The organism is Candidatus Neomarinimicrobiota bacterium (assembly GCA_018647265.1).
Lineage (GTDB): Bacteria > Fidelibacterota > Marinisomatia > Marinisomatales > TCS55 > TCS55.
This window is the reverse complement of the sequence record JABGTK010000032.1, coordinates 1-25,200: the sequence shown is the minus strand read 5'-3', so window position 1 is coordinate 25,200 and position 25,200 is coordinate 1. Positions and strand designations below refer to the sequence as shown.

The window sequence follows — 25,200 nt, the reverse complement described above, 5'->3', positions numbered from 1 at the left end:
TGGGTTTTTGTTAATTATTATTTGATTTATAATCTTCAATCCATTCAACTATCACTTGGTAAACACCATCCATATTACCTTTTACTTCATTATCAGGAATCCTCAAGAATTCAATCCCTAAATTTTCAATGTTAGTTTGCCACTCTTTATCTTCAATTTCTTTCCCGAAATGACTTATACCATCAATTTCAATTACCAAATCCAATTTGGAACAATAGAAATCAACAATATAATCTAGAATTGGTTTTTGTCGGTAAAACTGATAACCCCTCATCCTTTTTTGTTTCAGTTCGTTCCATAACAAGACTTCTGCCAATGTAGAGTTATTTCGAAGGTTTCTCGCTAACTGCTTTAACTTAGGATTATAATAAATTCTCATACGGACAATTGAAAAGAGCCCCTATTAATCCCCCTTTCCAAAGGGGGCCGGGGGGATATCAATAATATGGATGCTCTTTTGGAAAACATTATAGAAATTTAATGGGTATGAATCACAAGAAGTAGTTCTCATTTTTTATTATTTCCCACTCCGCCTGCTCTTCGAGAGCGGACAAGTGAATCGTCCTTTGAGAAGGGGCCGCGTTTTTTATTATATCCCTCCCCGCCTGAATGCCAAAGGCGGACAGGTAAATTTCCCTTTGACAAGGGAGACTTGTAAGGTTCAAAAGGCTCATTTCGCCGCCAAAGTTAATAACAGGTAAATCCCAACAATCACAACCATAATGCCGATAGATACATTTTTAGCTGAAGCCCAAGGAGTCATATCTACTGGCGCCGGGTCTCGATGATCACTGATAGCAATTTCTTCCGCTGTTTTTGGTTTTATTTTACCAATAATTAACATGACCAAAACGGATCCCATAAAACTAATGAAATATCCATGGAGCCAATGAAGGTCACCATCACCGTTTGCAAAAAATTCTGGTACATCCTGGATATTAATAAATGTGAAAAATGCGTAGGCAGCCATCCCCACAACCATCCCTACTTTTGCCGCGATTGCCGGTACATGTTTAGTGGTTATTCCCAGTAAAAATATGCCAATGATGGGTACACTATAAAGTCCATTCACTTTTTGAAGGTATTCAAAGATTGACTGCATTTGGTCCAATATGGGTGCAAGAAAAATGGATACAATGGCCAATGCAATTCCAAACTTTTTCCCCGTTGATACAATTTTTTCACCACTGGCTTTTGTGTTGATATATCCTTTATAAAACTGGAGTGAAAAAAGTGTGGATGCACTGTTCAGCGCTGAGTTGAATGAACTCAAGATGGAACCCATCAATACTGCCGCAAATAATCCCAACGACCAGTCGGGCAATACGTGGCGAACAATCGCACCATAAACCTGATCCTGTTTATCGATAGTCAAATCTGTCATGTGTAATGCAATAATCCCCGGAAGACATAACATCAACGGTCCTACCAATTTCATAGCAGAAGCAAACAAAACACCCTTCTGCCCTTCTGCCAAACTTTTGGCTGCCATGGCCCTTTGGACGATCACCTGATTCGTTGACCAATAGAACACCTGAATAAACATCATGCCAGTAAATAAGGTTGGCCAAGGAACGGATACCACATTCCCATCCACATTTGTATTGGTGAGCGGTGTTAAATATTCTGGATTGTTATTTGTGAGAACGGCCAGTCCTGAAAAAAATGATCCATCACCTAATGCCACTAACGCCAATGCAGGAATAGTTAAACCGCCAATGAGTAACCCCACACCATTAATCGTATCACTGACAGCGACTGATTTTAATCCACCAAAAATAGCATAAGCACTTCCCAAAATGCCAATCGTTGCCACCACAAGCCAAAGGGGTAAATTCAAATCGAACATACCGATCATGGCGAGAGATCCCGTATATAACACTACGGGCAAAAGAACTGTAACGTATCCAAATAAAAATAATCCGGATACCATAGATCGCGTTGTTTTATCAAAACGTTTTTCTAAGAATGCTGGTGTAGTGGTAAATCCGCTGGCGAGATAACGGGGTAGAAAAACTAGAGCAGTGGCAATCATGGCGAAAGCGGCCAAGGCTTCCCAGGCGATTCCCACAAGTGCTTTATCGCCAAATACGGCACCATTCAATCCGACCAATTGTTCTGTTGAAAGATTGGTCAGTAATAATGATCCGGCCACAACAGGCCAAGCCAATGCACGACCTCCTGTAAAATATTCTTCAGTAGCATTATCAGACTTTTTCATCTTGTGGACAATTTTATAGGTGAAAAAGCCCACGGCGCCTGTGGCCAAGATAAAGGATATGATTGAGATTGTATTCATTGTATTGTGTGTTAAAGGGTTAAAGTGTTCGCGGAAATTTTATTTTATGGAAGTTTTTGAAAGAGTCGATAAATCGTCACCTTCCATAAAGGGGATAAGAATAAAAGAATAACTATACTCACCGGGATAAAGTGTGTACTTATCATGAGGTTTTGCACCCCAACTGTTATCGCCGCCAACGCCCATTTGTTTAAAATCTATGAGCCAGTCTGTATGATTTTTTTCGACTAGATGAATCTTACCATGGCGTTGGCTCGCTGTAATATAATCCAAATCGGAATAAGGATATTGGTGAACGCTACCATCAAAGGTAGGTATCCCTTTAGCCATTAAACCTTGTTTCCCATTGGTTAGGGCCATCCAGTGGACATCCGTTTTATTTCCTGTCTCCTGAGGGCGGACATATGCAAAAGATTGTTCCCACACACTTCCGGAATAATGACCAACTGCAGCAGAAGTTTTCCGATCCCAGTAGGATTCATGGGGGCCACGCCCAAACCATTCTACCTTATTGAATGAACCGGGAAGAGATAAACGCATTCCAATACGCGGAATTTCCGATTGGGTTGTATCAGAAATATTGATTTTTTGAGCCACTTTTATAACGCCATTTCCATAGACATAATATTGGGATGTGATTGTAGTACTACTGAGTGAATCCTCGCTTATCAAAAGTACTTCTGCAGTATTATTTTTTAGAGTGCTGTAAACCACTTTGGTATTCATCCGAGTGCCTGCATTTTTCCAAATTTGTGTTCGTCCCGGCATACCATTACCGAGATCATTATCATTGGGTGCCCGCCAAAAGTTGGCCTCTGCCGGTGTAGTTAATAAGGATTCACCATTAACCTCATATTCGCTGATTTGCCCTGATTCCCGACTGAATTTAACTTTAAATCCTTTACCATATATTTCGACACCCAAATCATTTTTAAATAAATTCAATGATGGTAATGTTGTTGGATCTTGGGCCAATGCTTCACGGTAAATGGGTAACTCAAATTGATCCCAAGCAACCATATGATTTCTGGGCACCAATGGTTTTTTATATTTTGTTTTGGCTTGAACGGTGAGATAATAACGTACACCTGGTTTGGGACGAATATTAGACAAATTAAATTGGAGTGTTCTAGATTCACCCGGATCCAAATCAAGTGTGCCAAACTTCCCGGAAGAAACAGTTTTATCATCTCCCTTAATTAACCATGAAAAAGTGAGGTCACTCAGATTAACGAAATCATAATCATTAGTAACGCGGACTCTTCCCCTTTTCAGGTTGTTTGCTTTAAATCGAATAGGTTGATATACTTTTTTGACTTCAAGTATATGGGGATTCAAACTACGGTCGGCAGCCACCAGCCCATTGGCGCAAAAATTGGAATCATTCTCAACGAATTCTGTCCCAAAATCGCCACCATAAGCCCAGTATTCATTACCGGATGAATCAGTTTTTAAAATGGTTTGATCCACCCAATCCCAAATAAAACCGCCTTGGAGTGATTCGTATTTTTCAAAGGTATCCCAATAATCTATAAGATTTCCTACGCTATTTCCCATGGCATGGGCGAATTCACACAAGATCAATGGACGATCAGGATTGGTTTCTGCATAGGCAGAAATTTCTTCAATAGTATCATACATAGGAAAATAAACATCAGAATGATTTTCCTGTAACGCCGGTTCATAAACTACCGGACGGGACGGATCTTTTTGTTTTAATGATTTATATAATTCTACAAAGTTTTGCCCATCACCAGCTTCATTCCCCATGGACCACATAATAATGGATGGCTGATTCTTATCTCTTTCAAACATGCGGTTACCACGATCCAACCATTGAGCTGTCCATGTAGTATCATTGGTAATTTCTTCAAATCCATTTTGGTGGAATCGCATTCCGTGAGCTTCAATATTGGCTTCGTCAATAACATACAATCCATATTCATTGCACAATTCGTACCAACGTTCCTGATTGGGATAGTGAGAAGCGCGGACAGCATTTATATTATGCTGCTTCATTATTTGAATATCTTTTATCATGGATGCTTCCGAAATGGATCGCCCCACGATCGGATCCCATTCATGACGATTTACGCCTCTAAACATTATGGGAATTCCATTAACTCTAAGATTTCCATCTTTTATTTCAACTTTTCTGAATCCCACTTGTTGGGTGAACGCTTCGATAACTTGTCCGGCATTATTTATTAATGAGAGTTGAAGCTGGTATAGGTTTGGTTCTTCCGCTGTCCATGTTTTCACCCGTTTCACAATTGAAGCGATATGAATTGAACTCAAGGAATCGACTGAAACTGTTTTTGTGGAATCAAATACCACCCGATTTCGTCGGAGGGGCTCAACCAATTTGGCGCGAACGGTCAGGGTTTCATCAAAAGTGGTTTGATCCATTACATCTACACTGACCGAAAACAATCCTGTTTTAAAAGTTGAATCCAAATCCGCATTTACAAAAAAATCTGTAATCCGGGTTTTTGAACGGGCATAAAGATAAACATCACGCTCTAGTCCACTCACCCGCCATGTATCCTGACCTTCCAAATAGGATCCATCAGAAAAGCGGTACACCTCCACGGATGCATTATTTTCACCCTCTTGAATAAAATCGGTAATATCAAATTCTGCCGGTGTTTTTGATCCTTGGGTATAACCAACCTTTTCACCATTAATCCAAAGATAGAATGCCGATCGAACACTCCCAAACCGTAAAAAGATATGACGACCATCCCACCCCTTAGGGATGGCAAAGGATTTCCGATAAGATCCAACTGCATTGAAGTTGTGAGGTACAAATGGAGGATTGGGTGTAAATGGATATTCCTCATCTAAATAAATGGGAACGGACCAGCCCTGCATTTCCCAACTTCCTGGGACTTTTATATCGGACCAATTCGTATCATCATAATTGGATTTATAGAAATTTTTTGGTCTGCCATCAGGATTCGGTGAAAAATTGAATTTCCAAATTCCATTTAAAGATTGAAAATATTTGGACTGGCCGTGATCATTTAACTGGGCGAATGCTTCAGATTCATATGGGAAAAAGTGCGCCCGCGGTGGTTCCTGATTGATTTGAAAAACAGTGGGGTCTTCCCATTCAAATTGCTGTTTATTTTCACAACCGAACCAGAAAACAGTTAAAACTGCTATAAATTGAATTGAATATTTTTTCATCTAACTTAGGATATTTGGTTAAAAATTGATGTCAAATTAAACACCAATTCATCCGCATTTTCACGTGTAAAAATTATTGGTGGTTTTATTTTTAATACATTGTGATCCGGACCATCGGTACTCATCAAGATTCCAGATTTTTTCATGGCATTCACAATTTCATCCGCTTCATTCGAAGCAGGAGTTAATACATCCTTGTCCTTTACCAACTCAATACCTATGAAAAGACCTTGGCCACGGACTTGTCCAATCAAAGAATTATCAATCTTGCTTAACTGATTGATTAAATAATTTCCAACATCATGAGCATTTTGCTGTAGACCTTCCTCTTCAATCACATTAAGGACGGCGTGGCCCACAGCACATGAAACGGGATTGCCGCCAAATGAATTAAAATACTCCATACCATTATTGAAGGTTTCTGCAATCTCATGTGTTGTAACCACTGCAGATAATGGATGACCATTTCCCATGGATTTTCCCATTGTTACAATATCCGGAATGACATGGCAAGTTTCGAATCCCCAAAAATGGGATCCCATGCGTCCAAATCCAATCTGCACTTCATCAGCTATACAAATGCCTCCGGCCTCCCGTACCAATTCGAAAGATCGTTTTAAAAATCCATTTGGTAACACCAATTGGCCACCGCATCCCATGAGTGATTCCACAATAAATACGGGCAGGTTATTTCCATTTTTCTGAATATGTTTAATCGCTTTTTCTACTTCGTCAACATATCCATCGGTTGCATTATTTCCACGATATTTTCCTCGATAGGAATCCGGCATTGGAATTGTATTGACATAAACGGGAGCCCCAGCGCCCCCTGGGCCATCATGTTTATAAGGACTAATCTCAATCAATGATGACAGGTTACCATGATAGGCAGCATCTAAAACAATTGTTTCTTTACTTTGGGTATAATGGCGGGCCATGCGCAGAGCCAAGTCATTGGCCTCACTCCCGGAATTGGTGAAAAAGCAGACATCCAATCCATCAGGTAATTTGTTAGTTAAATCCTTGGCGTAACTAACTATGGTTTCGTCAAGGTAACGCGTATTGGTATTTAATTTTTCGTATTGCTTTTGTGCTGCATTCACCACTTTTGGATGACAATGACCCACGTGTTGAATATTGTTCACAGCATCCAAATACCGCTTCCCTTCTGCATCGAATAAATATTGACCTTCTCCGCGAACGATATGAAGTGGTTCATTATATGAGATACTAAAAGATGGACCTAAATGCTTTTTACGCAATTCAGAAATTTGATCTCTACTGAGCATTCATTACCATTTCTTCTGATTTTATGCTTAAATCTTCATTTTCCATTCTTCTCAACAATTCCCAAGCTTGATCCTGGGAAACGGCTAAATAACTATTTTCAGGATATAACTTCATCCGCCAAGCCGCCATAGTGACAGAAATACATAGACGAATGCATGTCAAATAAATCGCCGATCTTATTTCTGCATCATTTAAAGAAAATTTGGAATGATATCCTTTTAATACTTGCCCCATGGATCGATATGGGTCCGATTTCCCTAAGCCAACATAAGCCATACAAACAGCAGGCTCTGCAACTTGATAAGAATAAACCATATCACCAAAATCGATTATACCAATTGTTTCACCATTTTTATTGACCACGACATTATGGTCATTCCCATCATTATGAATAACCATTTTCCTTAATTGAGATTCATGGGGAGACACATGGCGTTTATATTGATTTAAAAAATGTAAGATTGTCTTTTCATCTGATTTCTCATCTAAATATTGTAACCTCGAATGGATCAAATTTAAAGCTCGTGAATCCCAATGAAAATCCCGATCCGCCGCCGAATGTGAAAATCCATTCAAATCACGATTTAATCTTCCCAAGAATTCACCTAGTTTTTCATAAGTATCATCATCCAGAATTTGGTCTTTTAAAAATTGACCATCAAGATATTCCAATAATCGAACGAAATAGGATTGTCCATTTTTTTCAATCGTTTTGATCTCCCCAATTTGCAAAGGAACTCCCAAATTAGAATCTTTTGAACGAATAAATAAAGTAGCCTCATTTTGCATTTCAAGGATTTCTCGCTCTTCAGCAGGATTAGAAATTTTTAGAATATATTTTGAACCATTATCAGATTGAATTAGAAAATTTTGATCCCGATCGCTAACTAACGAATTCACATCTCCAATAAGATTAAAGTCGATTAATAGTATTTTTACTATTTCATCATCAAGAAATCTTGGGGGAGGTGTATCAAAAAGAGTTATCATAAGCTGAAAAACTTATAACGGTTCAAAGGGGAGAAAAAGAATCAATTGAACGAATTCAACTGGACTAGGAATTAGTTTAAATATCTAGGAACGGTAAAATATAAAATGGTGCCCGCAATCAAAGCTGCCACACCTTTTAAAGGTCCAATATCTGTTGGCATGATGCCTGATTCTTGCAGCCAGGAAAGAACAGCGAACATGATCCCGAAGGATGATAAGTATAACCAAACTGTTTTACGCATTATTTTCTCCCATAATGGCTTCAATTTCATCTATAGAACGAGGGATATGAGGGCCAAGGATTCGATAGCCATCATCTGTAATTACAATATTGTCTTCTATTCGGATACCGCCAAAATCGCGGTAAGTATCCAGGGCATTGTAATTAATAAATTCTTCATGTTTATTTTCTGACTGCCATTGATCAATCAAATGAGGAATAAAATAAATTCCCGGCTCGACGGTCAATACAAAGCCCAGTTCAAGCGTTTTAGCCAATCGTAAATAGGCTAATCCAAACTGATCACTGCGGTCATCATTCTCATCATATCCAACCAAATCTTCACCGAGGCCTTCCATATCATGAACGTCTAATCCTAACATGTGACCCAACCCATGAGGAAAGAATAATGCATGTGCGCCAGCTTCTACTGCTTTTTCTACATTACCTTTCATGAGACCTAATTCCTTCAATCCACGAACCGCAATTGTTGCTGCCTCAAGATGGGCATCTTTGTAAGATTTTCCAGGGGCGCAAAATGTGAACGACGCTTCTTGCATATCAAATACGATTTGATAGATTTCTTTTTGTCTATCGGTAAATTTGCCATTCACTGGAAATGTGCGTGTAATGTCGCTAGCGTAATGCATGGGTGACTCAGCGCCGGAATCATTCAATGTCAACTGCCCAGCTTCCATCACATTTTGATATTCATTATTGTGAAGAATCTCACCCCGAACTGAAAAAATTACAGGATATGCTAACCTTCTACCTTGAGAAAGGGCATTACCTTCAATCTGGCCGACAACAAATTGCTCTGTCACACCGGGCCCAGTTGTACGCATAGCCATTTTGTGCAATTCGGCTGTGACTTCTAGACCTCGTTCAATTTCATTTATTTCTTCGTCTGTTTTAATAGATCGTTGTTGAATGACAGATTGGATTAGTTCTTTTGAAGATCCGTTGGTTTTACCATTCAATAATCCGTCTAGAAATAATTTTTGATCATCTCGATAACGGGGTAAACAATGAATTGTTTTATTTTTGGTTTTAAGAAAATCTTGAAGTGCACTCGATGGTAAACAATTTTCTATACCAGCCGATTTGGCCATTTCTGAAATATGTGTTCGTTCACCTTCCCATACAATATCGTCCACACTCAAGTTATCACCAAAAAGAGTTGAATCACCTGATTTAACATCAATCACCAAGTTTATGTGAGGATGATCCAATCCACAATAATATAAAAAATTACTGTCTTGTCGGTACCGCAGCCAATTGGATGGATAATTCATGGGTACTGGGTTGTTCCCCGGTAAAAGGATTAATCCTTCATTGAGATTCTCAGAAAGGACTTTTCGTCTATTGTGATAAGTATTTGCTGTAAACATAGGTGCGAATTTATAACCTCATTTTTTCCAATTTGAATATTTTTTTGACAAATTAATTTTCAGTAGCGATTAAACAAAATTACTATAAACACAATGTGTATATTTAGTTCACAATGATCAAGTATGCTGAATATGCGATAAGTGTTTGTGCTATATAATAAGAACTTAATACGAGGGTATTTCCATATTTAATGGCTCCTTTAAAACGGCCATAAGCCAAGAGTGAGTCAGATACACAAAATATGAATGATCCAAGTGCTATATATATGCCAAATTGTGGAAGACTTGCCACCCAAACATTGGTTCCCTGCCAAACCATGACCAAAATAACTAACATATAAACAATAACGGGAATTTTATCCCTCCCTAAGTTTGGTTTAATATTGCGATACAGCCATATAACAAAAGCAACAAATGGTAACAAAGGTAGTATATCATCGTTAAATCCATTAATACTAGTAAAACCAATAATATAAAAAATATGGCCTATGAGAAAAGCCCCTAACCCCAATTCAAACTTATACCATGGTTTTAAAAGCATTATGTCCCCCAAAAGCGAGAATACCAATCCCAACAAGATATATAGCCCATAGCCTTCAAATGAAATTGTGGTATGGAAAAGAATCGATATAATCAGAAGCATTGTTAGTGGTTTAAAAATTATGGAAACAATATTTCTATTATTATGGTCAGACCATATATGGATAACCCCTGAAAGTGTGATAGCTGCGAATAATATTTGCATTTGTTGGAACTTTTAATTCATTTAAGCGGTTCAATCTACAAAACCTGGGAGGGAGTGTCGAAAGGCATTCCCTCTTTTTTTTTAACTAACATAAAGAAGGAGCACGCCATGCACCTAAACAAAACAGATGGATTCACTATTGGATTCGTACTCACAGCAGCTATTGCTATCCTGATTAATGGATATTTAAAGCAACCTGACGATAATGACCCATACAAAATTGTGGATTCAAACTCTTCGGTTGAAGTTGTTGATAACACCATCGAAATGGAGGTCCCTCACTATGAGGCTCTGATTGAAGATGTTGCAGATCCGGCAATAACCCCAGACACGTTGCCCGTTACTTTCTCACAGGCATTTGCATTTGCGAGACAAGAAAAAGGACCGGGTGCAATTTTTGAATGGAATGGAAAATCCTATACCACCAGTTTGTCAGAAGAAATTGTAAAACCGGGGGATACCTTAGATTCAACACGCATAAACCTTGTGTTGAATCAATTACCTAATAAATAGTTGATCGTTATATAAGAGGGGCAATCTTTGCCCCTCTTATATAATCCATCCATTTTTTATCATATTATAAATAACAAAGAATACAACCGTTGCTAAAATCCCAAGAATGATACCCACAATTAATTTTCCTGATATTTTTTGCATAACTAAAGCTGCCATACCAAATTAATCTGCAGTATTTGATTTTGCGGAATAATCCCAATCACTGGAATTTTATTATTCCGATAAACTTTCCCAAAACCTTTCCCAACGGCGGTGCCTAATGCCGCCCCAAAAATAACATCACTTAAATAATGTTTATTATCATGAATTCGGCTCAACCCGGTTATGCATGCCAATATGTAAGCTGGAATCCCAATTTTAGACCCATAAATCTCTTGGGCAATTGTGGCAGTTAAAAAGCTATTAGATGTATGACCAGAAGGGAATGCTCTTTTATTGCTCTTATCAGGCCGCTCTCGCCCCACTCCAAATTTTAGGCCGTAAGTCAACAATCCATTGGCTACAAAAGCTGTGCTGGCATATCGAAATTCCTCACTTTTATTTTCAGAGGATAAAATGACTCCCCACAATAAGACTTGTCCTCCTGTACCCCAATAATCCCCAACCTTTGCCAATGGGCTTGGCATCAAGCCATGAGATTGGGAATAAGACTGTACTGTATTGTCATATTTATAGGCGAAACCTGAAGCTAAAAGTCCCGCGACTAAGATTAATCGAGTCTCCTTACTTGTTACAGAATAGGTTAACCCTTCTTTATAATAAATGGCAGGATTAGATTGTCCAATCAAAATTGATGTGAGTACCACTGTTAATAAAGTTGATTTATAGCGCATTATTTATTTTTCCAGTGTCAAAATTAAACATAACAATTCATATTTTAGGTCATCTTTAACTTATGACTTAAAACCAAAATTGAATAAGTTTAGGGATTAATCAGATACAGAAATGACTATGAACATTCATCCGCTTCGAGAATTAATAAAAGACAAGGGCCTCATGGCGGAAATCGCCAATACTTACGGTACACCATCTTACATATATGTTAAAGACAGGGTTGAACACAATATTAGTCGATTAACAAATGCGTTGAATACCCATTTTACAAATCATCATATTTGTTATGCAATAAAAGCCAACAGCAATCCAAATTTATTAAAGGTTATGAAATCGGTTTGTAATAATCTGGGGGGAGACTGCTCAAGCCCGGGGGAAATTTATGCGGCTGAGTTGGGTGGTATTGCACCAGAAGATTGTATTTATACAGGAAATTATGAATCAATACATGATTTATCCTTCGCAATGGATAAGGGCTGCTATTTGAATTTAGATGATGAAACTTCTTTGGATCGGTTGCTAAAAATTGGCATCCCGGAACGAATCTCATTTCGATTAAACCCGGGATTTGGAAAGGGAACATTTTCCCAGATTACCACAGCTGGTGAGGATGCAAAATTTGGCATTCCTGCTGAAAAGATAATTACTGCCTATCAAAAAGCAAAAGATGCAGGCGTTAAACGATTTGGCCTTCAATGCATGGCAGGATCGGGAAATTTGGATGAAAGCTATTTTATTGAACTACTTACCGCAATTATTCACCATACAAAAAGGATTGAGACCAAACTCAATATTCAATTTGAATTTATCAGTATGGGTGGTGGACTAGGGATTCCTTATAGAGATGAGGAATCACCGCTGAATTATGATCGCCTTTTTAGCCAACTTTCTAAAGTCCTTTATACTAATTATCCAGAACAAAAAACAGCGCCAGCCCTTTGGGTTGAACCGGGCAAATCAATCATTGGTGATGCGGGATTTATTTTATCATCTGTAACGGGATCAAAAAATAGTTATAAAAATTTCGTCGGTATTGATGCGGGCATGGAAACGCTTATGCGTCCAGCCCTCTACGGCGCATATCATCGAATTTACAAAGTAGGTGACCACGGAGTAAACAATGGGTCAGTTGATTTTACCGGTCCAATTTGTGAAAACACAGATCGCATAGCAATTGGTCGTGAATTCCCAAATGTAATTGAAGGTGATCTCATTGCCATTATGGATGCAGGCGCTTACGGCTATGCCATGTCTCACAATTTTAATACCCGGCCCCGGACTGCCGAGATTCTCCTGGATGGATCATCCCATAGATTAATCCGTCGACGAGAAACAATTGAGGATATATTTTCAAATTGTCATGTTTAAAATTTTAACAATTATTTTTGCACTGTTGTCCTTGGGCTTTTCTCAAGAAAATTTCAAGAGTATCCACCAAATTGAGTTGGATTATAATAAGGCCAACTTTTTGGAACCATCTTACAAACCAAAAACAAGCCCTGCCGCTCCAATTCAATATCGGGACCAAGACCCTTCCATTATAGTTTTTGGATATCACCCCTACTGGCAGGGTACCAAGTGGCAGAATTATGATTACGATGTCTTGACCACAATTGCTTATTTTTCTGCAGAAGCCAACGGTTCAGGGGAGCTTACCAATCTCCATGGATGGCCCGTAACTGACCTTATCAATAAAGCCCATTCGAATGGTGTGGAAGTTGTTTTAACTGTCTCCCTATTTAACAAAACAGATTTGGAAACATTACTGAGTAGTTCCACTAACAGAAATAATTTAATCAAAAATTTGATTTATGAAGTCCAACGCGGCGGTGCGGATGGCGTGAATTTAGATTTTGAAGTATTCCCTGCATCACAAAAAGCTAACCTTGTTACTTTCGTTAAAAGTTTACGTAGTTCTCTCAGGGATTCTATATCTCATGCTAAAGTTACCTTGGCCACCCCAGCTGTGGATTGGAGCAGCGCATGGGATTTCAATGCATTGGCTACGGAAAGCGATGGCCTTTTTATAATGGGTTATGACTATCATTGGAAAGGTAGTTCTACCACCGGTCCTGTCTCACCTCTAAAAGGCGGATCTTACAATATTACCAATACGGTAAATACCTATTTGTCTGCTACGGGGAATAATGCTGCTAAAATTATTTTGGGTGTACCTTATTATGGTTATCAATGGCCGTCGAATTCAGGTGATAAGGGCGCCGGAACAACCGGTTCGGGGACAGCAGTAATCTATTCAACCGCTGAATCAAAGGTTCTTTCTTATGGCAAATTATGGGACAGCGCTTCGGAAACACCATGGTACAAATATCAAAATAATGGCTGGTTCCAAGCTTGGTATGACGATAGCCTTTCTCTCTCTAAAAAATATGATTTTGCCCTGTCTAAAAACCTCGGTGGCATCGGCATGTGGGCCTTAGGTTATGACAACGACTATAGCCAGTTATGGGATTTATTAAAAGAAAAGACTGGGGCAAAAACAGGCCCTTCTTCACCCGTTAATATATCCATATCAAATATGGGTAGTGGCGTTGCTGCCATTGATTTTACCGGTTCAAAAACAGCTTCAACATTCCAAGTGATACGTGTTTTCCTTGATTCTAGTCAAACTGAAGAACTGGGCACTTTTTCATCCCAACCTATTTTGCTCCAAAACCTAACAACAGACGAACCTTACTTTTTGAAAATCAAAGCAACAAATGAATATGGTAATAGTGATTTCACCGAAGTTCTAGGTGTTGTGACTTCAGCCAATACACCTAAAGTGTTAATAGTGAATGGATTTGACCGAGTATCTGGAACTGATAATTCATTTGATTATATTCGTCAACATGGCGTTGCAATTCATAATGCTGGATATATTTTTGATTCCGCTAATAATGAATCAATAATTAACCAAAGGGTAAAACTGAATGATTATTCTATTGTTGATTGGATATTAGGTGAAGAGGGCTCTGCTACCTCTACTTTTACAGTAGAAGAACAAAAATTGGTCCAGAACTTTCTAAAAAACGGTGGGCGATTATTCATTTCCGGTTCTGAAGTAGGTTATGACCTTTCTGAGAAAGGCGATTTTACCGATCAGCAATTTTATAAAAAATATTTAAAAGCAGAATACTTTTCAGATGCTGCGGCAGGAAAACAAGGAACTTATAGCGCAACGGGGGTTCCGGGAACAATGTTGGAAAATTTATCCATTAATTTTGATGACGGATCCTATGGTACTTATGATGTTGATTGGCCCGACGGAATACAACCTGCGGGAAATGGAGAAATTATCTTGAAATATACCGACGCTGAATATAATATAAGTGGTGGCGCCGGCATTGCCTTTAAAGGCAGCTTTGGTGGCAGTCCAATCCCAGGTGGGTTGGTGTACTTCAGTTTTGGATTTGAGACTATTTACCCAGATGATAAAAGGAATGAAGTCATGGCCAAAGTATTGGATTACCTAGACGGCGCCATTGCTTCCACCCAAGACGAAATAAATGTAATTCCACAAAAATTAAATATTTCTTCCCTTTACCCCAATCCTTCTAATCGCTCCATTACAATTGAGTTCCATATCTTTGAATATTCGCCCATTGCCTATTTGACCATTACAGATATAATCGGCCGGGAAATTATTAAATTATCTGTCCAACCATTGGCCACAAAGAAGCAAAAATTTACATGGAATGGATTGCTTCCCAATGGATTAGAAGCGCCATCAGGAATGTATTTAGCTAATCTTTCCCAAGGCAATAAAATTGTAACTAAAAAGTTCACACTTCTGAAATAATGAAAAGGCATTTTATTTTCCTCTTTTTATATCTGACAGGATGCGGAACAATACCAAAACCCCATCACCCGAAAGTCCCTGATAAAGCATCTCAAGTAGAGATCGGGCTAGATGTATTGCTGGATGAAAAGTTAGAATTGATCAATGGAAAATCAATTGGTCTTGTTACAAATCATACCGGGATTGACGGTAATGGAACGCCAAACTATGAACGGTTTATGGCCCTAAATGATGTGGATCTTAAAATCATTTTTTCACCCGAGCATGGACTTTTTGGCGAAGCGGCAGCTGGCGAAAAAGTAAAATATAATGGCCAATTGAAATCACTTCCAAAAGTAGTTAGTCTATACGGTAAAAACAGGAAACCAACAAAAGAGCAATTAAAAGATTTAAACATTATTATTTATGATATTCAAGATATTGGTGCCCGGTTTTACACCTATATTTCAACGCTTGGGTTGGTTATGGAAGCAGCGGCCGATGCTGGTGTACATGTTATTGTTTTAGACAGACCTAACCCGATAACGGGCCGACACGTTGAAGGCCCTGACTTGGATCTAAAACACCAATCCTTTGTTGGGTATTACCCCATACCAATTCGCTATGGATTAACAGTAGGCGAGTTAGCAAAAATGATTGCTGGAGAGAAATGGATCAAATCCATTCCAGAATTAACAATAGTTCCCATTAAAAACTGGGACCGCACTCAATGGCTAGATGAAACAAAAGTTGCGTGGGTAAAACCTTCCCCTAACATTCCAGATTTGGAAACAGCAATCATCTATCCCGGAATATGTTTATTGGAAGCCACCAATGTGAATGAGGGGCGTGGAACAAAAAAACCATTTAAACAATTTGGCGCACCATGGATCGATGGCAACGAATTATCTAAGGCTTTAAATAATTTAAATCTCAGTGGTGTTACCTTTATACCAACAAGCTATATTCCGATAGATATTCCGGGCATGGCAATAAATCCTAAACATAAGGATTTGGTATGCAATGGTATTCAAATACTTTTAACAAATAGGGACCAATTAAATAGTATTGAAATGGGAATTCAAATAATTGATACTATTGCCAAACTATATCCAGACCATTTTGAGATTAAAGAATCCGGAATGGAAAGGTTATGGGGACAATCGGGATTATCTACTCAAATTAAATCAGGTATGAATATGAACTTAATCACCCAATTATCCGATTTCATTCAATCATCATCTCAATATCATCTTTATGAATAAGTTCATATATCTATTGATTCTGGTTTTGATCTTTGGTTGCACAAATACACCAACCATTTATCAGGAAAGTGGACAACCTACAATTCGAAAAGAAATCAATGAATTAATCAATGCATCTGGTCTCTTAACAAATCTTGGAATAAAAATCGTCTCCTTAAAAACAGGCAGTACACTTTACGAACTCAATTCCAATTCTCTTTTTAATCCTGCCAGTAACAATAAACTATATACCCATGCTGCTGCGCTGGCGACTATTGACACAAACTATACTTATTCAACAAATATTTACAAAGATGGGGAAACGCTCTATCTCGTGGGTGGCGGTGATCCTGATTTAACATTATCCACACTAGATTCATTGGCTCTAATCGTTTCGAACACGAATGGTCAATTTAATAAACTAATTCTTGATGATTCGTTTCATGATGACCGTCGGTTTGGTGAAGGCTGGATGTGGGACGAAGGATCATGGTGGTATGCCGCACAAATCAGTGCATTGAGTTTGAATGATAATTGTGTGGATTTTCATGTTTCTCCAGGAAATTTAGGTAAAATCGCTAAGGTCATTAACAATCCAAATACTCAATATATTGATGTAATTAATGATTCAAGAACAGTCAATGACACATCCAATTTTAAGAAGTTCAAGATTGAGAGAGATTGGAAAAATCAATCAAACCATTTTTCCATTTCCGGATTTCTCATGGATACTACATCAACGGACACGATCTACCGAAATGTGGATGATCCAACTTTATTTACAGGAACTGTATTCAATGAAATGCTCAATGCTAAGGGAATGAAAATCCATAATATTGAAAAAGGAATTCGCCCAGATAAAGCAGAACTAGTTACAACTCATCAATCAGAACCAATTATTAATTCACTTGAGAACCTCATGGTTGAGAGTGACAACCTAACAGCAGAATTAACGATTAAATTGATCGGTAGGCAATTATCAGGAAGTCAGGGAAATTGGGATAATGGTTTAACTGGCGTGAAATCATTTTTAAATGATGAAGTTGGGATTGACACAACTGAGTTTTCCATGAAAGATGGGTCCGGTATCTCCCGCTATAATTATTCCAGCCCCAATCATTTTATTCGACTATTAACTTGGGTTTACGAAACACCCTCCATTCGAAATAATTTTATACAAACACTTCCAAAAGGTGGGAAGAATGGTACATTATCCCATAGAAATTTTTCTAAAAATGTGGTGGCAAAGACAGGGTCACTCTCCAGTGTAACTTCTCTCTCAGGATTTGTCTTTACTCAAAATGGTGAACCACTTGCCTTTTCAATTTTAATGAATGGATTTTCAGGATCTTCAGCGCCTTATCGAAAACTTCAAGATCAGATAGTGAATATTTTGGAATCATTATAAGCATGAAAATAATATCCATTTTCATTGCATTTCTTTTAATCGGATGTTCATCCCAACCGGAATTGGAACCCTACATCACCGTCCTAGGAATTGCCCAAGACGGGGGGGCCCCTCATGCTGGATGCCAAAAAGAATGCTGCGCCGATCGTTGGAATGATCCAAACAAAAGATTGATGGTTGTATCTTTAGGAATTGTGGATCCCAATTCCAATCAAACATGGATGATCGAGGCGACTCCTGACTTTTCTAAACAATTAGAAATGCTCACTGGAAATGACGGAGATAAACTAAATGGTATTTTCCTAACCCATGCCCATATAGGTCATTATACAGGACTCATCCATTTGGGCCGAGAGGTCATGGGCACTAAAAGTATTCCTGTTTATGCCATGCCTAAGATGACCAAATTTCTAAGATCCAATGGGCCATGGAATCAGTTGATAGATTTAGAGAATATTAAAATTAAAAAATTAAACGATGGCAAAAAAATTGAGTTGAATAAACGAATTTCAATTACACCATTCCGAGTCCCCCATCGGGATGAATTCTCAGAAACAGTTGGATATAGAATTGAAGGACCAAACAAATCTCTAATCTTCATACCCGATATTGATAAATGGGAAAAGTGGGATGAAGATATTGTGAATATTGCTTCTGAAAATGAATATTCACTTATTGATGGATCATTCTTTGTAAATGGTGAAATCCCAGGACGAGATATGTCTGAGATACCCCACCCCTTCATAGTTGAATCCATGGAAGCATTAAATAATATTACTAATAAATCAGGCATTCACTTCATTCATCTTAACCATACCAACCCGGCATTAACCATTGGGTCAGATGCCCAGAATGCAATTAATGAGGCAGGATTCAACATTGCAAAACGAAACCAAATATTCAAACTTTAAGGGAACTTAATATTATGCAGAAAATTCTATTCAACTTTACCATTATTATTTCCATCCTTTTTATTCAAGGATGTGAATCTGAAGTTCTAGTCAGTGAATTGGGACTTGTACCTTTACCATCCTCAGTTTCAATTCAAAAAGGAACAGCTGATTTTAGTGCAGATTGGTCTATCAATCATAATGACGGTCATCCAGATCTGAAGCATTTAAAAGAGCGATTAGCTGAGAACATTCAAACAGATCATGGAATCTCCCTATCAAAATCATCGAAGCAAAATATATCATTGAATATTTCTGAGAATTCCACAACAGATGACTCTGAGGATTATGAGTTGAGTATTCGAACTGATGAGATTATAATCAACGCCAGTTCTCCAAATGGTGTTTTTTATGGCATTCAAACACTCCTTCAATTATTGGACTCAGGCAAACGTGCCGCCAATAAAATAGAAATTCAAAAAGTATCTATCAGGGATATACCTCGTTTTCAGTGGCGCGGAATGCATTTGGATGTAGGTCGGCATTTCTTTGATGTGACCTTTGTAAAAAGGTATATCGATTACCTTGCCATGCATAAAATGAATGTATTCCATTGGCACCTCACGGAAGACCAAGGATGGCGTGTGGAGATAGACGCATATCCAAAACTTACAGAAATTAGTGCTTACCGGGATGAATCATTAATCGGTCATTATAGTGATAAACCTCATCAATGGGATGGGAATAAATATGGCGGATATTATACCAAAGAAGAAATGTCTGATGTGGTTGCCTATGCACAAAAACAATATATAACTGTTGTGCCCGAAATTGAAATGCCCGGCCATACGCGAGCTGTACTTGCTGCCTATCCTGAGTTATCCTGCACAGGTGGGCCTCATACTGTAGCAAAACTTTGGGGTGTACATAAAGAGGTGTTTTGCGCTGGGAAAGAATCTACTTTTGAATTCTTAGAAACAGTATTAACTGAAGTAGCAGAAATTTTCCCAAGTCCTTACATCCATATTGGCGGTGATGAATGTCCGAAAGATCGCTGGAAAGAACATGACCTTGATCAACAACGTATTGTGGCTGAGGGGTTACATGATGAACATGAGCTTCAAAGTTATTTCATTAAACGAATTGAAGGTATTTTAAACGGACTTGGAAAGCGGATGATTGGTTGGGATGAGATACTTGAAGGTGGCCTGGCTCCAGGAGCCATTGTTCAATCTTGGCGAGGTATGGATGGTGGCATCGCCGCTGCCAATGCCGGGCATGAAGTAATCATGTCACCTACTTCTCATGCGTACTTTGACTATTATCAATCCGAAAATAAAGATAATGAACCATTGGCTATTGGCGGATTACTTTCTTTAGAAAAAGTGTATGGATTCGAACCGGTTCCAGCAGAGATCGATAAAGATAAAGAACATTTCATTTTAGGTGGACAAGGCAATGTTTGGACCGAATATATCAGTACTCCTGAAAAGGCAGAGTATATGGCCATTCCTCGTATGAGTGCCATGGCAGAAGTATTATGGTCCCAAGCAAAAGATAGAGACTATGAGAGTTTTACTTCAAGGATGGAATGGCAATATAAACGTCTCGATCGAATGAAGATTAATTATCGGAAACCAGATTAAAATATAAATCATCAAAATAGGGGGATTTTTAATCTCCCTTTTTTTCTATCCAAACTTTTCCATCTTCTTTAATTAAAACAATTCTATTCGATTTGTTTTCTTTCAGTTTGGCTGTGAACTGGCTCGAAGTTGCTTCAATCTCCGGTGGCCATAAAAACCCCGAAGGTTTATCCATATCTAGATTCAGGGCAGGAAGGTTTTTTGTGAAAACCCCATTCTTCCCTTTATAGTTCCTTTGGGCATAATAAACTTGCCTCAATGCCCATTTTGCATCTTCAATCCGATCCCAAGTAAAGTTTGATTTTTGGCCTCCAATTTCATTATCTGAAAATTGAACGAATCCCCACATTTCAGGATAATGCATGGCAATCAATCCTTGAGGGGACCACACCCAATTGTAGGCTGGTTTATCCTGCTTTTGGTAATGATCCTCAACAACATCCCTATCCCAATGGACCCTTGAAAAGTTTACCCGCCATTGATCTCCATCTTTGGGGAATGGCTTGCTCTCTATAACTTTCCATGGAATAGCTACCTCTACTGTCCATTTTTTATCAATGTCACGAGGATCATTCAAGGTGCCCTCCAAATGAACTTTTGTAATTAACCCCTTTATATCCCATTCATTGATGGCCCACATATGAGGATCACGATAAGGTTTTGTCAGAAATAGATCCCACTCTGTCCCAAGTGCATTAACCTCTAGTTCGTAATAATTATGAGTGTCCCCGTCCGGATCGATAAATATTTCAATATCATTATCAAAATAAATTGTTGTATCCCTTTGTGTTAATGATGCCCAAAGATGAGTTTCCTCCAGCTCAAATCCAAAATAGAAATATTGTTCATCCCATAACATCTTTGCCTTTGTATCAAAAAATGGTTTTTGGATTCCTTCTATGTCGATAAAATGAGATGTCCATTCGGCTTTTTTCCAGGATTCGTCGTCTAACTTCCCATCCATTATTATAGGCTTAATAGATTGGTAACACACATATTTTTCTGGTAAAAAGTCAATCGCTGGCACAGACATTTGTCCCATTAAAACCAGACAAAATATATTATATATGAAAAATGACTTTAATATTTTCATTTAATGACAAAATTAAAGTTACTTAATTTGACCTTCCATGGATTTTTCCAACTTTTGAGCTTCATTGAAAAACTGCTCAACTGTCATTTCTTTAATAAAAACCAATCCATGGGTTGCTCGCAATCTTGGATGTTCATTCTGATACCAGAAATCCCTGCCCAAAACCAATTGCATTAATTCATGCTGCTCTACCCATACCTTTTGTGTCAAATCACAAAAAGGCCCATCCCATTCATAGCTGGGAAAGGATGCCTCTTTTTGGCTCAAGTAACAATTCATAAAAGTGTCCCGCAGCATTGCCATAGAATTCAATGATACTGGAATAATGATATCTGCTTCTGCCGGGTCAAATCGATACCATACATTTCGATAGCCCCAAATTTTTAATTTGGATAAATCTTTTTTCTTCCCCCATAATCTCACTGCTTCTGCAATCGCTTGGAGAACCTTATAATGGGTATCCGGGCCACTACCTTCCGGGTCTAAGGCCAATGAAATAATGGAAGGATCTAATTCAACAAGCTGATCCAATATTGGTTCTACATCCCTTTCTCTCTCAGGGTTTTCTGTAAAAACATCTCCGGAATAAAAACCCAATCGCTTATGGAAAACATCTTTCACTTGCACTCCATAGTGAGCCCAAACCAGTTCTTCCTCGAATTCGCGGATCATCCCCTTCAATTTTTGAATCTCAGGTGTATTCTTTTGACCATCATAACATCCCGCCAAATAAGTAAGAATATCATTTATCCTTTCAACCAACTCTTCTTTAGATTTAATCCCATATATTTCCACAAGAGCACGAACCGTACGGTGACTCAATCCTCTTGCCTGTCCTTCAATATTGTTACTGGCTATCCTATCTAGGTAATGATAAACATCTTTGTCTTTTTTAAGTTGGTACCCTCTTTCATAAAAGTCCGGATAATCAGTCATTTGGACCTTACCATTGGCCAGGAATCCCAATGTTTTGTTCAATACATTTGTTATATATGAATTGGTTACGGAGGTAAACCCGGAAGACATATTTGTAAAATAATGTTTATTTTTGGGCGAACGAATCAAGTGAACAATATGGGGAAGAAAGCCCAACATAATATCATCATGATGTGGCCCCGTATGATAAAATGTTTCGTTTTCAAGAATAGAAATTCCTTTGTTGATTTTTTCTTCAAAAGAAACTAAAACGCTTGGTACTGTTTCCTCATTTAATCCAGGTATGAGTTGACCATATTTATCTGCTTCTAATTCGTCTAATGTTAAACGTCTGCCAAATTTATTCAACTTTTGACAAAGCCGAATCACGGCCCGTTGTGTTTTTTCTTCTGTCCATTCTTCCATACGCATTTCATATTTAATTACGTCATCCAATTCCGAAGCAGCACCATGTGTAAGGTAAAAACGCCCACCTTTTAATTTACTCAAAACAGACGCAGGATATTGGATATCAGGTTCATTCTCAATGGATGCTTTTACTACTTTTGCTTTTGCCTCACCAGCCGCAATAATAATCGCCGTTGCCTCAGGATTCGCGATAATAGTCGCAAGACCAATGGTAATCACAAGGCGGTTACGTGAAATTTCAATACCGCCAAGATCTGTCGCTGCTGCAGCTTGTGTTTCAAAATTTGTGCCCATTAACCGAGTGGTGGAATTGTGATCGGATCCTCGCACATTAAATGCAATATGACCATCTGGTCCAATGCCTCCTAAAAAGAATCCAATTCCTCCCTTATCCATAATTTTATTTTCAAATTCGGAGCACCATTGGTCGACCAAGAAGATGGTCTTTTGCTGATCTTTTTCCATAGCCGAAGCTGGATCCCGAAAACGGAGACTTAGATCAACTTTAAAATCAGGAAATATTTCACCTAACAATTTATCATTTGCCTTAGGTAATTCATTACAATCAATAAATAAACCCTTCTGAGGATCCATCCCAAATCCCTCCATATAGTAGTGCTGGTCATAATTATAAAAGCTATTATGCTGAGAAGAATCAATAGGGTAAAATTCATCTATTTGGACAAAATGCAATCCCCCTAAATTAGGCTTTTGGGTAAGTTCAAGGCCATTTTCACACCGAAGCTTTTCGAGCTTAGGATCCTGCCAGTTATCCAATAAATGTTTTGTCCACTTAATAAAATGTTCAGGTGTTTTTCCCGTGGGAAGACTAATAACACCTTCTGGGTTTTCATTCACCCATTCTAGAAATCTAAGTGATGTCAAAAAACCCAATCGCGGAAAATTATCAACAATGATATAGGGAATATTTGGATTGATCGGGTTAACTGAAGATTGGTCTAAAAACTTTTTTTCTACGTTCGAATGCATATATTAAATCATCTATGAATGTTTATTAATGTGGTAAAACTAAAATGGTGATCTTAATGGGCCCCATTTGAATATTTATTAAGACTTTCTATAGCACCTGTTACTTGGGACCATACTTTTTCCGGATTATCGGGACGCAATTTAGACATGGCATTGCAGGCTTTGAATCCCCAAAATCCTATATTTTCAATACCATGGTCCAATAGAATTTTTGTAGCCATTCCCACTTCCTCTTCATGACCATCAGGAATAGAAAAAGCCTGAACCCACAGTTGAGCTTCTTTGCCATATTTTTCACAAAGATTACGCACTTTTACAGCATAATCACTCACATAAGGTCCCATGGGCTGCTTATGGCATAACCAATAGGGATCGGTACCAAAGGTATCCACTTGGGGCAATGAAATGATTTTTTCCCAATCCTGAATCCCACTTGAATATGCTTCGTTTGGAATAAGGCAAACTAAATTTTTCATATTGTGCAGTTTTGTTTCTGCCGTTGCCCAATCAATAAACTCAAAAAGAGATGAATCCAAAAATTCTGTGAAATTTTCCGTCAACTCCTGAGGTAACAATTCACCATACTTATCAAAATATTTTGTTTCACAATGCTTGCAGTGACAAACACATGTACCATCTTCTGAATCGGATCGTTCATACCAACTGGGGATATACCAATGAGGTTCGTCCCAAAGAATACCGTCTGCATTCATTCTTTCACATGAAACAATCCAACTTTTGATTTCATCACGAAAATTACTATTATTAAAACAACAGGATGGCGCTCGGTTTCCATTGGCCATCACTTGGCTGAGGGTCGGATCTTTAAATACCAACTGTGAAAAGGCTTCACCACCAAAAACACCCCCCACACCCCAAGGATCCATTATTACTTCTAAACCTAATTCCTTTGAATCAGCCACAATCTCTGCCATAGATTTTTCATAATACCGCCAATCATTTTCACTGAAAGTATGGACCACATAATTAAAACCTAATTGGACCATTTCTTCCAAATCTTTTCTAACATGTTGTCTGGCTCTATTACCAAAATAACTGGTACCAAATTTTGTTTTCATCTATATTATTTCTTTTAAATCCGCTGATTATTTATTTGAATTAAGTGCCAAAAGTATAAACTAAATCGAATATCTTCATGATGGTTTATTTACAAGTATGACGAATCGATCAATCAAAAGGGTAATAAACATATTTGTAACTACCGAAATACCAATAAACCAGGTCCATGCAATACCAACTTGCTTTAAATAAAAGACAATCAATAAGCTGGAAATGAGTCCAACCATTAAACTGACCGGATGGATATCCC

Annotated in this window: 20 protein-coding genes; 7 read left to right on the top strand and 13 right to left on the bottom strand. The window is 38.2% G+C overall.

The features are described 5' to 3' along the window. Nucleotides 1–10: 10 nt before the first annotated feature. The 8 genes from HN459_02275 to HN459_02240 form a co-directional block, all read right to left on the bottom strand. Nucleotides 11–379, bottom strand: coding sequence for an endonuclease domain-containing protein (locus HN459_02275; GenBank protein ID MBT3478267.1), 369 nt, complete (start codon nucleotides 377–379; stop codon nucleotides 11–13). Between the two features lie 291 nt (nucleotides 380–670). After that, nucleotides 671–2,299 (bottom strand): solute:sodium symporter family transporter, encoded by a 1,629-nt coding sequence (locus HN459_02270; protein MBT3478266.1) that lies wholly within the window; start codon nucleotides 2,297–2,299, stop codon nucleotides 671–673. A gap of 39 nt (nucleotides 2,300–2,338) precedes the next feature. Then, entirely contained in the window at nucleotides 2,339–5,491 is a 3,153-nt protein-coding gene (locus HN459_02265; GenBank protein MBT3478265.1) for a DUF4981 domain-containing protein, read from the bottom strand. A 5-nt stretch (nucleotides 5,492–5,496) separates the two neighbouring features. Continuing rightward, nucleotides 5,497–6,780 (bottom strand): aminotransferase class III-fold pyridoxal phosphate-dependent enzyme, encoded by a 1,284-nt coding sequence (locus HN459_02260; protein MBT3478264.1) that lies wholly within the window; start codon nucleotides 6,778–6,780, stop codon nucleotides 5,497–5,499. Then, nucleotides 6,770–7,771 (bottom strand): phosphotransferase, encoded by a 1,002-nt coding sequence (locus tag HN459_02255; protein MBT3478263.1) that lies wholly within the window; start codon nucleotides 7,769–7,771, stop codon nucleotides 6,770–6,772. Before HN459_02255 ends, HN459_02260 begins: the two co-directional genes overlap by 11 nt. Before the next feature lie 71 nt (nucleotides 7,772–7,842). Further along, a complete protein-coding gene (locus HN459_02250; protein MBT3478262.1) occupies nucleotides 7,843–8,013 on the bottom strand; it encodes a hypothetical protein in 171 nt (56 codons plus the stop codon). Beyond that, entirely contained in the window at nucleotides 8,006–9,382 is a 1,377-nt protein-coding gene (locus tag HN459_02245; GenBank protein MBT3478261.1) for an aminopeptidase P family protein, read from the bottom strand. The genes HN459_02250 and HN459_02245 overlap by 8 nt, the downstream gene beginning before the upstream one ends. Before the next feature lie 103 nt (nucleotides 9,383–9,485). Then, complete coding sequence (locus HN459_02240; GenBank protein ID MBT3478260.1) at nucleotides 9,486–10,127, bottom strand: lysoplasmalogenase; 642 nt, start codon at nucleotides 10,125–10,127, stop codon at nucleotides 9,486–9,488. A 108-nt stretch (nucleotides 10,128–10,235) separates the two neighbouring features. Between HN459_02240 and HN459_02235 the strand changes: the two genes are divergently transcribed. Continuing rightward, nucleotides 10,236–10,640, top strand: a complete 405-nt coding sequence (locus HN459_02235) for a hypothetical protein (protein MBT3478259.1) — start codon at nucleotides 10,236–10,238, stop codon at nucleotides 10,638–10,640. A gap of 146 nt (nucleotides 10,641–10,786) precedes the next feature. Here the strand turns inward: HN459_02235 and HN459_02230 are convergent, their stop codons facing one another. Beyond that, complete coding sequence (locus HN459_02230) at nucleotides 10,787–11,476, bottom strand: phosphatase PAP2 family protein (GenBank protein ID MBT3478258.1); 690 nt, start codon at nucleotides 11,474–11,476, stop codon at nucleotides 10,787–10,789. A gap of 112 nt (nucleotides 11,477–11,588) precedes the next feature. On the opposite strand from HN459_02230, the gene lysA reads away from it, so the two are divergent. Genes lysA through HN459_02200 form a run of 6 tightly spaced genes read left to right on the top strand, consistent with a single transcriptional unit; the run spans nucleotide 11,589 to nucleotide 20,443 of the window. Continuing rightward, the gene (gene lysA, locus HN459_02225; protein MBT3478257.1) at nucleotides 11,589–12,845 is read left to right on the top strand and encodes a diaminopimelate decarboxylase; all 1,257 of its coding nucleotides are present in this window, start codon (nucleotides 11,589–11,591) and stop codon (nucleotides 12,843–12,845) included. Continuing rightward, the gene (locus tag HN459_02220; GenBank protein MBT3478256.1) at nucleotides 12,838–15,276 is read left to right on the top strand and encodes a T9SS type A sorting domain-containing protein; all 2,439 of its coding nucleotides are present in this window, start codon (nucleotides 12,838–12,840) and stop codon (nucleotides 15,274–15,276) included. Before lysA ends, HN459_02220 begins: the two co-directional genes overlap by 8 nt. Beyond that, entirely contained in the window at nucleotides 15,276–16,520 is a 1,245-nt protein-coding gene (locus HN459_02215) for a DUF1343 domain-containing protein (protein MBT3478255.1), read from the top strand. The genes HN459_02220 and HN459_02215 overlap by 1 nt, the downstream gene beginning before the upstream one ends. Further along, nucleotides 16,513–17,907, top strand: a complete 1,395-nt coding sequence (dacB, locus tag HN459_02210) for a D-alanyl-D-alanine carboxypeptidase/D-alanyl-D-alanine-endopeptidase (GenBank protein MBT3478254.1) — start codon at nucleotides 16,513–16,515, stop codon at nucleotides 17,905–17,907. The genes HN459_02215 and dacB overlap by 8 nt, the downstream gene beginning before the upstream one ends. A gap of 2 nt (nucleotides 17,908–17,909) precedes the next feature. Further along, nucleotides 17,910–18,818 (top strand): pyrroloquinoline quinone biosynthesis protein PqqB, encoded by a 909-nt coding sequence (locus HN459_02205; protein ID MBT3478253.1) that lies wholly within the window; start codon nucleotides 17,910–17,912, stop codon nucleotides 18,816–18,818. 14 nt (nucleotides 18,819–18,832) lie between these two features. Further along, a complete protein-coding gene (locus HN459_02200) occupies nucleotides 18,833–20,443 on the top strand; it encodes a beta-N-acetylhexosaminidase (GenBank protein ID MBT3478252.1) in 1,611 nt (536 codons plus the stop codon). 28 nt (nucleotides 20,444–20,471) lie between these two features. Here HN459_02200 and HN459_02195 read toward each other — a convergent pair whose 3' ends face one another. The 4 genes from HN459_02195 to HN459_02180 all read right to left on the bottom strand — a co-directional run. Further along, nucleotides 20,472–21,485: a carbohydrate-binding family 9-like protein gene (locus HN459_02195; GenBank protein MBT3478251.1), complete on the bottom strand. Its 1,014-nt coding sequence runs from the start codon at nucleotides 21,483–21,485 to the stop codon at nucleotides 20,472–20,474. A gap of 69 nt (nucleotides 21,486–21,554) precedes the next feature. After that, nucleotides 21,555–23,870, bottom strand: coding sequence for a glucosamine-6-phosphate isomerase (locus HN459_02190; GenBank protein MBT3478250.1), 2,316 nt, complete (start codon nucleotides 23,868–23,870; stop codon nucleotides 21,555–21,557). Between the two features lie 53 nt (nucleotides 23,871–23,923). Further along, nucleotides 23,924–24,949 carry a hypothetical protein gene (locus HN459_02185; protein MBT3478249.1) on the bottom strand — a complete coding sequence of 342 codons (1,026 nt, stop codon included), beginning with the start codon at nucleotides 24,947–24,949 and terminating at the stop codon, nucleotides 23,924–23,926. Between the two features lie 75 nt (nucleotides 24,950–25,024). Next, nucleotides 25,025–25,200, bottom strand: a 176-nt coding sequence (locus tag HN459_02180; protein ID MBT3478248.1) for a sodium:solute symporter, incomplete at its 5' end; no start/stop codon positions are given.